Source organism: Paenibacillus sp. FSL H3-0329 (assembly GCF_037963285.1).
Classification (GTDB): Bacteria; Bacillota; Bacilli; order Paenibacillales; family Paenibacillaceae; genus Paenibacillus_AQ; species Paenibacillus_AQ odorifer.
The window spans coordinates 6,112,893-6,127,455 of sequence record NZ_CP150150.1 but is presented as its reverse complement, the minus strand read 5'-3'; the positions used below and the strand labels follow the sequence as shown (position 1 = coordinate 6,127,455).

Here is a 14,563-nt window from a genome sequence, read left to right as displayed (position 1 = left end):
CTAATGGGAATGTATTTTGATAAGATCAGGATATGATTTCAAAGGTTATCTTTGTAGTAATGTCGAATGATAAAATATAAAGTGTTCGAATCAAAGAGGGAGTGTCAGAAATGAAAGAATTAAAGAATAATGAGTTTGTGAATTTTATTTGGAAAAATGCCGAAATTTTGCGTGGACCTTATAAAAAAGAGGAATACCAAGAAGTGGTTTTACCTTTATGTGTATTACGTCGCTTTGATAGCTTATTGCAACCCACAAAAAAACAAGTACTTGAAAAGGCAACTGCCGTTAAACACGATGCGATCCTAAACAAAATAACAGGATTTGATTTTAACAATACCAGCACTTTTGAATTTCAGTCTTTATTAAGAGATCCCGATAACATCGCAGCTAACCTTCGTAATTATATTCAAGGGTTCTCATCCAACGTACGTATGATTTTCGAACGATTTGAGTTTGATAAACAAATTCAAAAAATGGATGAGCATAATCTGCTATATAGTGTGATCCAGCAGTTTGCGGGAATTGATTTAGGGATTGAAAGAGTATCTAATATGCAAATGGGATACATCTTTGAAGAGCTGATTCGTCGTTTTTCTGAAAATGCAGAAGCAGGGGATCATTATACGCCGCGCGAGGTCATTCAATTAATGGTCAACCTAATCCTAAACGAGGACCAAGCTGAATTGATGCAAGAAGGGAAAATTGTTCAAATCGGCGACTTTGCCTGTGGAACAGGCGGAATGCTCTCCGAAGCTACGCGTTATATACAAGAATTAAATCCGAAAACACAGGTAGAGGTATTTGGACAAGAAATCAATCCTAAGTCCTATGCGATTGCTTGTGCAGACCTTCTCATTAAAGGTCAGAATGCAGGACATATCGCCTTTGGGAACTCATTAACCGATGCGGATGGACATAAAGATTTACAAGTTCGTTATGCACTCATGAACCCTCCCTTTGGCGTGGAATGGAAGCACTACGGAGAGAAGATTATTGAAGAGCATGAGGAAAAAGGAACCGAAGGCCGTTATGGAGCGGGTCTTCCGCGCACTTCAGATGGATCACTTCTATTCTTGCAACATATGGTTTCAAAAATGAAACGTGATGAAAAAGGAAGTCGGATGGCCATCATCTCAAACGGTTCACCCCTGTTTACTGGTGACGCAGGCAGCGGAGAGAGTGAGATCCGTCGTTGGCTCATTGAAGAAGACTTACTAGAAGGTATCGTGGCTTTGCCTGATCAGTTGTTTTATAACACAGGGATTACGACATACATATGGATTTTGTCGAATCGTAAAAATAATGGTCTCGCTAAGGGTGCTGTGCGAAAAGGAAAAATTCAATTGCTGGACGCCACAAAACTGTACGTGAAGATGGGCAAAAGTCTTGGGAATAAGCGGAACGAAATCAGTGAATCCCAAATTGCAGAGATTACACGTCTTTATGGTGATTTCAAAGAGAATGAATACTGTAAGATTTTTGATTTAGCAGACTTTGGTTTTCACAAAATCACGGTGGAACAACCGCTCAAACTAAATTTTATGATCTCCGCCGATCGCATCGATAATTTATACAATGAATCAGCATTTGCAAAGCTATATGATGAAGAAGCGTATATGGAATTATCGCGTAAAAAAGACAAGAAGGGTATCGATATAAAAAAATTAGAGGCATGGGAAAAGGGAAAGTTGCTCCAAGATGATATTATTACTGCCCTTAGCCAGAGCACATCGGATAAGTTGTACAAAAACCGCGAGGTTTTTTTAAAGGTATTAAAGCCCTTATTTAAAAATATGCCTGAAGTTAAAGCAGGTTTATGGAAAGCGATCTATATGGGGTTATCTGAACGAGATGAGACAGCGGATATATGTAAAGATAGTAAAGGGAATATAGAAGCAGATCCAGCACTTCGGGATACGGAAAGTGTACCACTGAAAGAGAATATTCAAGAATACTTTGAACGCGAAGTGCTCCCGCATGTACCTGATGCTTGGATGGATGAAAGTAAGACGAAAATTGGTTATGAGATTCCGTTTACGAAACATTTTTATCAATATGCTTCTCTTCGTAGTTCAGAAGACATCTTGAGAGATATTAAACAACTTGAAGCTGGCATATTGGATAAGCTGAAGAAGGTGATGGTCTGATGCAGTACGAAAAAGGTAAGATCTACATTCCCAGCGTTCTTTGGTTTGGAAAATTACCTGTAAATTGGAGTGTGAAAAAATTAAAGTATGTAGTTAATTTGAGAAATGTAAAAACAAGAGATGAAACAGATCTACCTTATTTAGGGTTAGAGAACATTGAATCAAAGACAGGAAAAATAATTAAGAATACATCAAACAACGATGATGATTTTAATGAAAGTCTAGCTAATATTTTCTATGAAGGAGATGTTGTGTTTAGTAAGCTACGTCCATATCTCGCTAAATGTACAGTAGTTGATTTTAACGGAAAAGGAACAAATGAATTATTGGTTTTGCATGCTAAACCAAAAGAAGTAATTAATAGTTATCTTGCTTATACTATGCTGACAAATGCATTTACTGATTTGGTTGATTCGTCAACTTATGGGTCAAAAATGCCTAGAGCAAATTGGAGCTTCATTGGAAGTCAACTTATTCCACTTCCCGATCTTCGTGAACAAACTCAAATTGCTAATTTTCTTAATCAAAAAACAACAGAAATTGACTCTCTAATTTCCGACAAAGAAACGATGATTTCCTTGCTGAAAGAACAGCGACAAGCCATGATCACCGAAGCTGTGACCAAGGGATTAAACCCTGAAGTGAAGATGAAGGAATCGGAATTGGATGGAATTGGTGTTATTCCAGAGCATTGGAGAATAGGAAAGATTAAATACGAATTTAATAACCTGGATTATAAAAGGATACCCTTAAGCTCTGAAGAAAGAGGATTAATGGAGAATAAAAAATATGATTATTATGGGGCATCTGGTGTAATAGATTTAGTTGAGGATTATATTTTTGATGATACCCTAATCTTAATAGGCGAAGATGGTGCAAATCTTTATTCTAGAAACTCGCCATTAGCATATATGGCCTCAGGAAAGTTTTGGGTTAATAATCATGCTCATATATTAAAACCGAAAAACGGAGATATTAATTATTTTGTAAATCTTTTAGAAAGTTTAGATTATACAATATATATTTCTGGATCGGCACAACCAAAACTAACTCAAGAAAAATTAGGATCAATACAAATTCCAGTTCCCCCCAAAAAAGAACAAGAACAAATTGCAGAGTATATTGTTGAGAAGGATGATGACTTTAAGTCATTAATACATATTTTAAATCAACAAGTTAGCAAACTTAAAGAATACCGTCAATCCCTTATTTATGAGGCAGTCATTGGAAAAATAGATGTACGGAATTACTCTACAAGTGAAGTGGAGGTGGAGATATGATCATTACGCCGAACGCCCTAAAAGAGCGTGCTTTTCAAACCGTGGTCAAGGAATACTTGACCACGATAAATGGTTATATCGAAGGGACAAATCAAGATTATAATCGTCAATATGCCTTGGACGAAACGCACCTATTTTTGTTTCTTGAAGCTACACAAACGAAGGCTCTTGAAAAATTGAAAGATATCTATAAAGGGCAATATCAGCAAAAAATTCTGTTTCGATTAGACCATGAACTTAAACGCCGCGGAATGGTAGATGTACTTCGTAATGGCATTAAAGACTACGGCGTGCATCTGCATTTAGCTTACTTTCAACCGCCAACCTCACTTAACCAGGATTTAATGATCTTGGTTAACCAGAATCGTATTTCGGTGACGGAAGAACTTGTCTATAAGGATGAGGGGCGTGTGGATCTTGTTATTTTCCTAAATGGTTTACCTGTGCTTGCTTTTGAACTGAAGAATGAGTTTACAGGACAAGACGTGGATGATGCAAAGCACCAATGGATGTATGACCGTAGTGGGAATGACACGTTGTTTCGTTTTAAAGAGCGTGTCATTGCGTGTTTTGCGATGGATACCAACGAGGTATTTATGACCACCAGGTTAAATGGGACCAAAACGTTCTTCTTGCCTTTTAATAAAGGGGATAATAACGGCAAGGGAAATCCCATCGTGGACGGTAAACTGAAGACCCACTATGTATGGGAGGATGTTTTATCCCGTGACAGCCTGTTAGAAATCCTGGATAAATTCGTCTATTTGAAAGTGGATGAGGAAGAGAATGAGGAAGGAAAGATCATCACGAAAGAAACGCTGGTTTTCCCGCGTTATCATCAGCGTGATGCCGTGAAAAAAGTGTTGTCACACGCAAAATCATGGGGTGCAGGACACTCCTACCTCATCCAGCATAGCGCGGGAAGTGGGAAGACCAATACGATATCATGGTTATCCCATCGCCTCTCCACCCTACATAATGATGCTAATGAGTCTGTTTTTGATTGCGCCATTGTCGTGACAGATCGCAAAGTCCTCGACAAACAATTGCAAAAGGCTGTATACCAATTGGAACATAAAGCAGGCATGGTTGCGAAAATTGAGGGGGATTCTTCACAGCTCGCAGACTCTCTGAATAAAGGCGCGAAAATCATCATTACGACCATTCAGAAGTTCCCCTTTATCTTAGACAAGCTGGGTACCTTAAAGGATAAAAATTTCGCGATCATTATTGATGAGGCGCACTCCTCGACGAGCGGCAAGAACATGGCAGCGTTAACGACCAGTCTAACGCTGGAAGAAGCACAAAAACTAGATGAAGAAGCGGAAGAGATTGAAGCGGATACCGAGGAAAAGATACTAGCTGAAATCACCCGTGTCGGTAAGCAGCCAAACATTAGCTTTTTCGCGTTTACGGCTACACCTAAGGGAAGCACGTTGAAAATGTTCGGTACCAATGATAAACCCTTCCATCTGTATAGTATGAAACAAGCGATTGAAGAAAAGTTTATTTTGGACGTCCTTAAAAATTACGTTAGCTACAAAACATACTTTCGAATTGCAAAGAAGATTGAAGAAGACCCTGAATTTGAAAGTGCAAAAGCGACAAAGGCCATTTCCAGATTTGTGAGTTTGCATCCGCATAATATAGATCAAAAGACAGAAATCATCATTGAGCATTTTCGAAAAGTCACACAGAAAAAATTAGGCGGACAAGCCAAAGCGATGGTCGTGACCGCTTCTCGTCTACATGCGGTTCGGTATAAACTATCCTTCGACAAATACATAAAGCAAAAAGGCTACACGGACATGAAGGCACTGGTAGCATTTTCAGGGACCGTCAAAGATGAAGGAAATGAATTTTCGGAAACGCACATGAATGGGTTTTCGGAGACTCAGCTCCCGAAAAAGTTTGACAGCGATGAATACCAAGTTTTATTAGTCGCAGAAAAATATCAAACAGGATTCGATCAACCCAAACTGCATACGATGTTCGTGGACAAAAAATTGAAGAACCTTAAAGCCGTACAAACACTGCAACGCCTTAACCGTATATATCCTGGAAAAGAGGATACCTTTATTTTGGACTTCGTAAATGATCCAGAGGATATTCTGAAGTCATTTCTGCCTTATTATGAAGATGCTGTGTTAGAGGGAGATGTAGAGCCCAATGAGTTGTATAGCATCCAGCAAGAGCTAGAAAACTACCTTATTCTGCGCGATGAGGAAATCGAAAAATTCGTAGAAATAATTTATAAAGAAAAACTCGATAAAAGAGATACGGAATTATCCAATAATTATATTGATTTGGCTGTGAAACGTTACTCGGCGCTTTTGGAGGAGGAGCAGCGGGACTTTGTCAGCAAAGCTCGGAAATTCATTAATATATACATGTTTATCCTGCAAATCACACCTTTTGTAGATGTCGAGCTTCATAAACTTTTTGTATTCCTTCGTTATTTCTTAAAGAAGGTTGCCCTAAAAGCGAGCGGCAAGATTAATTTAGAAGACAAAATTGTGTTGGAATATTACTCGATCAAGAAAAAGAGCGAGGGCAGCATTACGCTAAACGAAAATCGTGAGGATTACAAAGTATCTATTTCTGTAAGCGGAGGTGGTTTAAACGAACCCCCGCCAAAAGATCCATTGACAGCTATTCTGGAACGTTTAAATACGAAAAACGGTACGGAGTTTAGCGAACACGAAAAATTAAGCCTTCAACAATTGGTGGAGATTGCAAAAGAAGATCAAACCTTATCGACACAAGCTCAAAACAATCCTTATGATGATTTTATTCTGGGTTTCCGAAAAAGTTTTATCGAATACGTGGTAGAGGGTTATGAGAAGAATCAAGAGTTTTATGGGAAAGTTCTCGAAGACGATGTATTTAGAGGACAACTAGAGGATGATATGGGGCAATATGTTTATGAAATACTAAATAAGAAATAAATAAGAAGTAGCGGGTAGAACTTTCCCGCTACTTCTTATTTTTATCCGTGCATAATGGGCAACTCGAATCAATCCTCAATAATGCCGTATGCCCCCATAATATTCTCATGAATATATTCGCATAAGTTTCTAAGACTACGTCCCTCAAGTAAAACTACACTCACTCTTAAAATTAAAGAAAGTTGAAACGTTGAAAAAATTTCGTGGTTTATTTGAGTGATCTCTAATAACCGTTTCATATCATCGGTAGTTACCTTTTTTGATTTCAGTTTTCCGCAGATGTCCATAATTGTTTTTTGATCTTGAGCTACCGATAGGTTATCAATAGGCACATTTTCGAATTTCCTCATATTTCTTCTCATCCTCCTCATGATATAAACGTATGAATCGTTTTTAGATTTGATGCAATCATTATCTGATTGAGAAGGCCAATCTTATAGGAGACCAAGAGGGAAAACATATTTTCAAAATAAATAAAACGAAAAAAAGGGTTATTAACCAAGAATTTAGAATTTATATATATGTTATTTTATAGAATCTAAATACGTTTTCTGACGGTTTCTAAAATAGTTACGGGGTGAGATATGTTAATCCAAAACGTCCGCGACTCTCTTGAGTATTTGACTAAAGAAGAACTTGATGAATTTTTGATTAGGTTGAGGGATTTACTATTACATACATATGGAAAAGATGTGAAACCCTCGGTACTTGAAGACCGTGTGAAAGCATTTATTAATGGAATCAAACCTTCAAGCGATTATCTGGAAGCATACTTGCTTACCTTTGAAGAACTGGCTCCAGGAGGAGCCTTGAACGCATTACAAAAGAAAAAAGTTAATTTTCCGCAATCATGGCGAGAGTTGTTGATCCATGTGACCAATGATCGCACGTTACCTCCTGAAATTATTGAACACTTAAAGGATGAACAAATTCGTACGGGGTTAAAGGCCTTATTTTTTAATTGTATTGATCATTGTAAGAATAGTGATAAAGGACAGTTTTACGATAACTTATCTCGGTTCAATAATTTCTTTGAAATCAACAAGTAGTTTTAAGCGCCTCAAGTCGAAAATGACTTGGGGCTTCTTTTTTTGTTGGAGGTAGTATTTAAATCACCTATAGTGGTCAATAATTGAATATAATGTAATATTGAAATTACCTTAAATGTCTAATAATCGGATTAAAAGTAATTTTTAAATTACCTAATTACTTTATAAAATATATAATTCTTCTATGGTAAAACTGTAAGTTTGAATGAAAATAAATTTTAAATACAAGTATTTATCTTGTTATCTATTTTCGGATGAAAACAGGGTGTGCAAAATATTGTGCAATGATCATTTGGCTTTTTCTGTTTATGATTACGTCATAACCAACTATTCAATGAAATGGAAATGAGTCCACTGAACAGAACTGGTATTACAGGGCGCAGCGCGAGGAGGGAAAAGCTTGAGAAGACAAAAATCGATCTACGAACGTTACGATAGGATGGTCAAGCTCGGTAAAGGGCAAGGTTATGGGAAGAAATACAAACCAGGGATTCAGGTAAGAGATATTCATTCTTTAGGATTGTCCCATCAAATAAAGGGCTGGAAGACGGACAGAGTACATCATCTGCTTTCCAATTTAGAATTGTATTACTTTTATACTTTAGAGTGGAGCCTTTCAGTGAGTGATATTCGTGAAAAATATCTATTATCGCCAAGGGAGACAATACCAATCTCAGAACGCCTGAATATTAAGCATCCAGTAATTATTAAAAACAAAGCACCTGCTGTTATGCATACTGATTTTTTAATAAACGTTCGAATGGACGAATATAACACAAAATTATTCGCAAGATCTGTGATGCCTAAAAAAACGCTTAATACAAAAAGAACGATTGAAAAATTAGAAATTGAGAGGATGTTTTGGACGGAACGTGATGTAGACTGGGGGATTATAACTGAAGAACAATTGGATATGAATGTGATTCGTAATATTGCTTGGTTCCATAAAGCTTATCATTTAAAAAATGCACCCGAGGTAAACTCAGAGTTACTACATGATATAGAACCCGTTTTATATAAGGAACTGAAAATGAGTACAGCAGCTTTTCCACAAGCGGCTGGAATAGTTGATCAGAAATTCAACTTGAAAGTTGGGACCAGTGTATGGATTATTAGGCACTTCATTTCTAAGAGAGTTTGGAAAATTAATATGAGTAATAAAATCGACTACTCCGCTCCACTAAACATTTCTAGAGAAATGAATATTAATCAAATACAAAGGTGTGTGTTCCAAAACTATGTTAACAGTCAACTCTATAATTGAATGGATTGGTGATGAGGAAGAGAGTCGATTCGAGCGCATATTGTGGATAAATCAAGCGGGCGATCAAGTTATTGTATACCCTATTGATGAGCAAAATGGTTTTCCTAAGGTTACAGAAACTGAAAGAATTGAATCTGCTTTTGAAAATGGGTTAGCAATCAAACGAACACAAGATCCGTTTCTGCGACTGGATTTACCCGATATTACGACCGCATATAAGGCGTATGAGAAGCGAGATTTTTACTGGAAGCTTATTGAAAACCTTGTTACAGATGAACCAGACATTTATGATCCTAAACTTCGAGGAATCATGATTAAGGAAATTCAAGAGAAATGGAATGTGCAGTATAAAGATGTGTTGAGATATTTACGTCGGTATTGGAAAGGTGGAATGACTAAAAATGCGCTTTTCTCTGAAGAGAAAAATAAGGGAGGTAAAGGAAAAACACGGAACATCGTAACGGATCTCAAAAAAAGTCAAAGTAAATATAATGATCGACAGGGTAAACGCGGGCGCAGGTCTAATATCGAAGTCTCACATGGTATCCATGGACTGAACGTAACGCCTGAAGCAGTGAAAATTTTCAAGCTGGCGTATGATAAGTTCTACATTCAAGAAAAACTCCCGCTGATTAAAACGTACGAAAAAATGTTGAGGAAATATTTCAACGTAGGTTATGAAGTGAATAATGATGAAAAAACACCAGTCTTACCTCCATTAAGTCAGCGATATACCTTCCGCGAATTCACTTACTGGGTAAGAAAGGACGAAATCATTAAAAAAACACTGATGAGAAAAGACGGAATGAAGAATTTCAATACAAAACACCGAGCTGTTTTAGATGACGTGTCTAAAATGGCTGATGGGCCTGGAAAGCTTTATCAAGTGGATTCTACGATAGCTGACATTCTGTTAGTTAGTGAACTTGATCCGCGCATTATTATTGGTTCTCCTGTTCTTTATCTCGTTTCAGATACGTTTAGCCGAAAGATCGCAGGATTATATGTCGGACTGGAGGGCCCGAATTGGGAAGGGTATGCGATGGCTCTCGCCAATGCATTTGAGAACAAAGTGGATTACTGTAAAAGATATGATATCGAAATAACAGAGGATACGTGGAATGCTTCATTTATACCCGATCAAATTATCACTGATAGGGGACCTGAATTTATTGGCAATTACTCATCAATGCTAGTGAATGCCTTTGACATGCACACCTCACATACTGCGCCTTTCCGCCCTGATTGGAAACCCGTAGTAGAACGAGATTTTGGATTTTTAAACGAGGAGGTTATTCACTGGTTGGCAGGGAGCACACAGGGAAGACGAAGAGAAAGAGGGGATCAAAAACCTGCTAAAAATGCCATATTAACGCTGAATGACTTTACGGCTATTTTGATCGATACCATTTTGACTTTCAATAATTCACATTTTATAGATGAGTACCCGCTTACAAAAGGGATGATAAAAGATGGTGTATTACCAGTGCCAGATCAATTGTGGAGATGGGGTTTAGCGGAGTCAGGTCGTCTTCGAGAAGCTGATCCTCGCCTTGCTAAACTGAATCTATTGCCTCAAGCAACAGCTTCCGTTCAAAGAGAAGGTATAAAATTTAAAAATCTATATTATAGCTGCCCCAGAGCCATTAGTGAAGGGTGGTTTGAACTCTCTCACCACAGAGGGAGTTGGAACATCAAGATTTCCTATGATCGAAGATGGACCGATGTTGTTTACTTTATAGATGAAGAAGGACAACCCATAACTTGTGAGTTACTCCCAAGGAGCGAGAAATTCAAAGGTCTTCGTTTTGAAGAGGTGGAGGAACATTTTGCTCAGAAGAAAATCCAAAAAAAATTGCACGATGAAGTTCAAGCGACAACAAAAAGAGATGAAAGAATTGAAAATATCACTAAAAGAGCAAAAGTACGAAAAGATAATGCTTTAAAAAATAATCCGATGAGTAAAACTCAACGAGAAAAGACTTCACACGAAGAAAGGCAGAATGAAAAGGAGCGCAATCGATTTGAAGAAGTATTCGATTTGCGGGAAGAAAAGTCAACAATGGCTGAAAAACCGCTTCAACCGACTCACGGAGAGTGGAAACCCCAGGTTTCCAAAGAAAAAAATGTACTGGAAATATTAAGGAAAAAGAGGGGGAAAGCATAAATGTCTACAGAATTAAAAGAAAAAATGTTGCCTTATGCTAGACCTTCCTTTATGGGGAAAAGAGTTAAAGCCGAGTATTATACTTCTGATGAGCCCAACTATTGTCATAATGCTTTCATTGAAGCCTTACCTCCTATAAAAACGCTAGAAGAGGCAGCTATAGAAATGAGTAGATACCCTACAATAAATAATCAAGAGCGGATATGGCCTCCACATAAAAGGCTTCATGCAGTACAACGAATCGCTTCGAACTTTATTGAGCCGATGCCTAAGTTGCTTGATTTGGAGCAGCGAATGTCACGAATGATTCGTAATGGATACTTTGCCCGAAATCCATTATCTTCTGAATGGATAAAACAAATGAGGATAGCATTTGATGGATTAGAACAATTGACAGATGATAAACTCCCCATAATCCGATCTTCTGCTGCGGGTTTTGCCTTGATTGGGACAAGTGGGATTGGAAAGACAACTGCCATCGAGACTGTCTTATCCTTATATCCTCAAGTTATTGAACATGTGAATTACAATGGAAACCATTTGATCAGACAACAATTAGTTTGGGTCAAGCTTGAGTGTCCTAGAGATGGATCAATGAAAGCATTAGTTCTTCAATTTTTTCAATATGTGGATGCTATATTAGGTACCAATTATTATTCAAAATTTTGTAGATCTAAAAAATCCGCTGAGGACTTGATTCCAGATATGTCATTCTTAGCAGCAAACTTTGGATTAGGTGTTCTTGTTATTGATGAGATTCAGCGTTTAAAATCCGCCGCCAGTGGGGGAATGAAAAAGATGCTCGATTTTATTACCGAGCTGACTAACTCAATAGGAGTTCCCGTTATGTTAATCGGCACTTATGGAGCAATGAGACCACTGACGAAACTTTTTTCGAATGCTAGACGAGCTTCAGGTCAAGGTGACATGACCTGGTCAAATTATGTTCAGGATGAACAATGGGAGCATTTTATAGAGGTATTGTGGGATTATCAGTGGACAAATGTACCTACGAAATTAACTTCTGAATTTATAGAAGTTTTTTATAATGAGTCACAGGGCATCACTGATATTGCTGTGAAGTTATATATGATTGCTCAATGGAGTGTAATTGGACAAGATGATGAAAGATTAACTCCAGCGCTTATTCGAGAAGTTTCTAAGGAAAGCCTTAGGTTGGTACGTCCTGTTTTAGATGCAATGAAATCTGGTGATTTAGCAGCATTGGAACGGTATGAAGATGTATACCCTGAAATGCTTGATCTCGAAGAGCTTTTCGTAAAGAACCAGGAGAGGGTTTCTATTGCAGGTGTTCTAAACACGCTTAAGAACCAACGAGAAGTTGTTGTGAATAATAGACTGGAGGATGAAATGTCGCCTGAGTTGAAAATTGTTCAGTGGCTGATTAATCTAGGCGTCGAAGAAACGATTGCTTGGGAAGCGGCGGAAAGAACGGTTGACTATAATCAAGCAAATCACGATATTGGACTTGAGCTAATGATGTCTGCAATGGAATTGGCTAAGGAACTGAAGGATAAGAAAAATAGTAAAGTGAGAAAAAAAGGATCAAATGTAGGGAATTACAAAAATGATGATTTACGAAGAATTTCTAATGGAGTTGATTCTTACGAATCCTTAAAAAATGCAAATGTTATTAAAGAAAATTTTGAGTAGCTGAGGTGATCAATTATGTTACCTTTTTTTTCATTACATTCAGATGAATTGTTTTATAGTGCATGTGCCAGATATCATATTTGGAGCAGAAACACAAGTCAACAACAGACATTTAAAGACCTTTTTGGTGGAGAAAGAGGTGCTGCTTCCATTGATTTTCCCAATGGTCTTAATTTTTTTTGTAAACAACTTCCTGGCGATGCGTACACTCCTGAACAAATTATTGAAAAGCATACGTTATATCCGTTCTTTCGGCCTTTTTTACCAAAGACAAGAGCTGATAAAGTGATACAGATGATGATTAATGGTTCAGAAGGTAAAAAGGGAGTTATTCATTATGTACTCGGAGTGGTGGCAAGTACAGTGAAAAACCCCGAATTCCTACGTTTTTGTCCCAGATGTATCAATGAGGATCACGAACGAGTAGGTGAGGCATATTGGCATCGTCACCACCAAGTTCCTGGTATATTCGCATGCATATTTCATAAATGTAGATTAGTCGACAGCGCTGTTCGATTTAGTTCAGACAGATCAATTCAGGCATTTGAGGATATCACAAGAGTTTTACAAAAATCAGAATATAGCCATGAAAATCATGATATAAGTAACTTAGAATGGGAAATGACAAAATCCATTTATTGGATTTTGGAAAACGGGATGCTCAATTTCTCGGAGGAAGAACTTAAAAAAAAGTATTATAGTGAATTAGCTCAAAAGGGCTTCTTAACGGCAGGGGGAAACGTTAAAAAACATATCGTGAATCACTTGCACACGCATTATGGTAGTGAGTTACTAGAGCGTATAGGGTGTTCTGTTATTCAAACAGATCATAATTGGCTCTCGAAAATGCTCAGAGGATCTCCTGCACACCCATTAAGGCATGTTTTACTTATGAATTGTCTCAACGTGACACCTGAGAAGTTTTTTTACAATGAGGATTTATATCATCCGTTTGGTAAAGGTCCCTGGGCATGTCTAAACCCAGCAGCAAATCATTATAAAGAAAAGGTAATTGTGGATTGTGAGATTACCGCGTGTTTCAAAACAAGAAAACCAGTAGGTACATTCAAATGCTCTTGTGGATTTATATTTGCACGCCTTGGTCCAGACCAGGATGAAGCTGATGTTTACCGAATTGGTAGAATTAAAGAATTTGGGTCGGTATGGTTAGAAAAGTTAACAAAAATGAAGAAAGAAAAAACAAGTAATGCAAAAATAGCGACGATATTGAATGTCGATAGACGTACCGTAAAAAAACAATTTGATAAATTGAATGCAATATCAGAAGATCCATTTCATGATGAGATCGCTTCAGAGTCTATTCTTAAAAAGTATCGCGCTCAATGGTTGAGCACTATGAGGGCAAATCCATCGAAGTCAAAAAATGAAATTAGAAAAATTGCAAGCCGTGAATTTATTTGGTTGTATCGTAACGATCGACAATGGTTGGATCAAAATTCTCCTAAACTCCTTCGTCGAGATAAGTATGGTGGGGATAATCGGGTTGATTGGATAAAGCGTGATAAGGATCTGGCTGAAGAAATATCATGTGCCGCTAAAAAATTATTAATGTCTATTCAAAAACCTATTAGAGTGACTCAATATACGTTAGGTAAGCTTATTGGTAAGACAGGTCTTGTACAAAATAATTTGGAGAAACTACCTCGTACAAAATATACGATAAGTTTATATACAGAGACCGTTGAAGATTTCCAGATCCGAAGAGTTAAGTATGTAGCTGAGCAATTGCGTTTAAATGGTGAGAAGATGAACCGTTCATCGATCATACGAATCGCTGGATTGGGAGTGTCTTTCTCTGAAGAGGTTAATAATGAAGTAATAAATCAATTAAATCAATAAAGGGAGGGACGATTTTGTCCCTCTTTTATAATTCTCTGGGCTTTCATTTCCCACTTTTATTGTTTGTTGAAAATAAAATCATTTCCCATATTTATTGTTTGAACATCGGAGTCCTCTTCAAATAAATGCTTTTGTATCATGGGGCTCCATATCCCGCTTTTATTGTTGGAG

9 protein-coding genes are annotated in these 14,563 nt (G+C 37.5%); 8 read left to right on the top strand and 1 reads right to left on the bottom strand.

Annotation, left to right across the window (positions count from 1 at the left end):
- The first annotated feature begins 110 nt into the window (after positions 1-110).
- The 3 genes from NSQ66_RS27000 to NSQ66_RS26990 are packed head-to-tail and all read left to right on the top strand — an operon-like array spanning position 111 to position 6,378.
- The gene (locus NSQ66_RS27000; protein WP_076141919.1) at positions 111-2,150 is read left to right on the top strand and encodes a class I SAM-dependent DNA methyltransferase; all 2,040 of its coding nucleotides are present in this window, start codon (positions 111-113) and stop codon (positions 2,148-2,150) included.
- Entirely contained in the window at positions 2,150-3,430 is a 1,281-nt protein-coding gene (locus tag NSQ66_RS26995; RefSeq protein ID WP_081390159.1) for a restriction endonuclease subunit S, read from the top strand. Before NSQ66_RS27000 ends, NSQ66_RS26995 begins: the two co-directional genes overlap by 1 nt.
- Positions 3,427-6,378 (top strand): DEAD/DEAH box helicase family protein, encoded by a 2,952-nt coding sequence (locus NSQ66_RS26990; RefSeq protein WP_076141920.1) that lies wholly within the window; start codon positions 3,427-3,429, stop codon positions 6,376-6,378. The genes NSQ66_RS26995 and NSQ66_RS26990 overlap by 4 nt, the downstream gene beginning before the upstream one ends.
- A 68-nt stretch (positions 6,379-6,446) precedes the next feature.
- On the opposite strand, the gene NSQ66_RS26985 is transcribed toward NSQ66_RS26990, so the two are convergent.
- Positions 6,447-6,728 (bottom strand): hypothetical protein, encoded by a 282-nt coding sequence (locus tag NSQ66_RS26985; protein WP_076141921.1) that lies wholly within the window; start codon positions 6,726-6,728, stop codon positions 6,447-6,449.
- 234 nt (positions 6,729-6,962) lie between these two features.
- Between NSQ66_RS26985 and NSQ66_RS26980 the strand changes: the two genes are divergently transcribed.
- From NSQ66_RS26980 to NSQ66_RS26960, 5 genes are all read left to right on the top strand, one after another.
- Positions 6,963-7,427, top strand: coding sequence for a hypothetical protein (locus NSQ66_RS26980; protein WP_076141922.1), 465 nt, complete (start codon positions 6,963-6,965; stop codon positions 7,425-7,427).
- Between the two features lie 400 nt (positions 7,428-7,827).
- Positions 7,828-8,691 (top strand): TnsA endonuclease N-terminal domain-containing protein, encoded by an 864-nt coding sequence (locus NSQ66_RS26975; RefSeq protein ID WP_076141923.1) that lies wholly within the window; start codon positions 7,828-7,830, stop codon positions 8,689-8,691.
- Entirely contained in the window at positions 8,666-10,858 is a 2,193-nt protein-coding gene (locus tag NSQ66_RS26970) for a Mu transposase C-terminal domain-containing protein (RefSeq protein WP_076141924.1), read from the top strand. The genes NSQ66_RS26975 and NSQ66_RS26970 overlap by 26 nt, the downstream gene beginning before the upstream one ends.
- Complete coding sequence (locus NSQ66_RS26965; RefSeq protein WP_081390160.1) at positions 10,859-12,532, top strand: ATP-binding protein; 1,674 nt, start codon at positions 10,859-10,861, stop codon at positions 12,530-12,532.
- A 15-nt stretch (positions 12,533-12,547) separates the two neighbouring features.
- Positions 12,548-14,392: a TnsD family Tn7-like transposition protein gene (locus NSQ66_RS26960; protein ID WP_076141925.1), complete on the top strand. Its 1,845-nt coding sequence runs from the start codon at positions 12,548-12,550 to the stop codon at positions 14,390-14,392.
- The last annotated feature ends 171 nt before the right edge of the window (positions 14,393-14,563 follow it).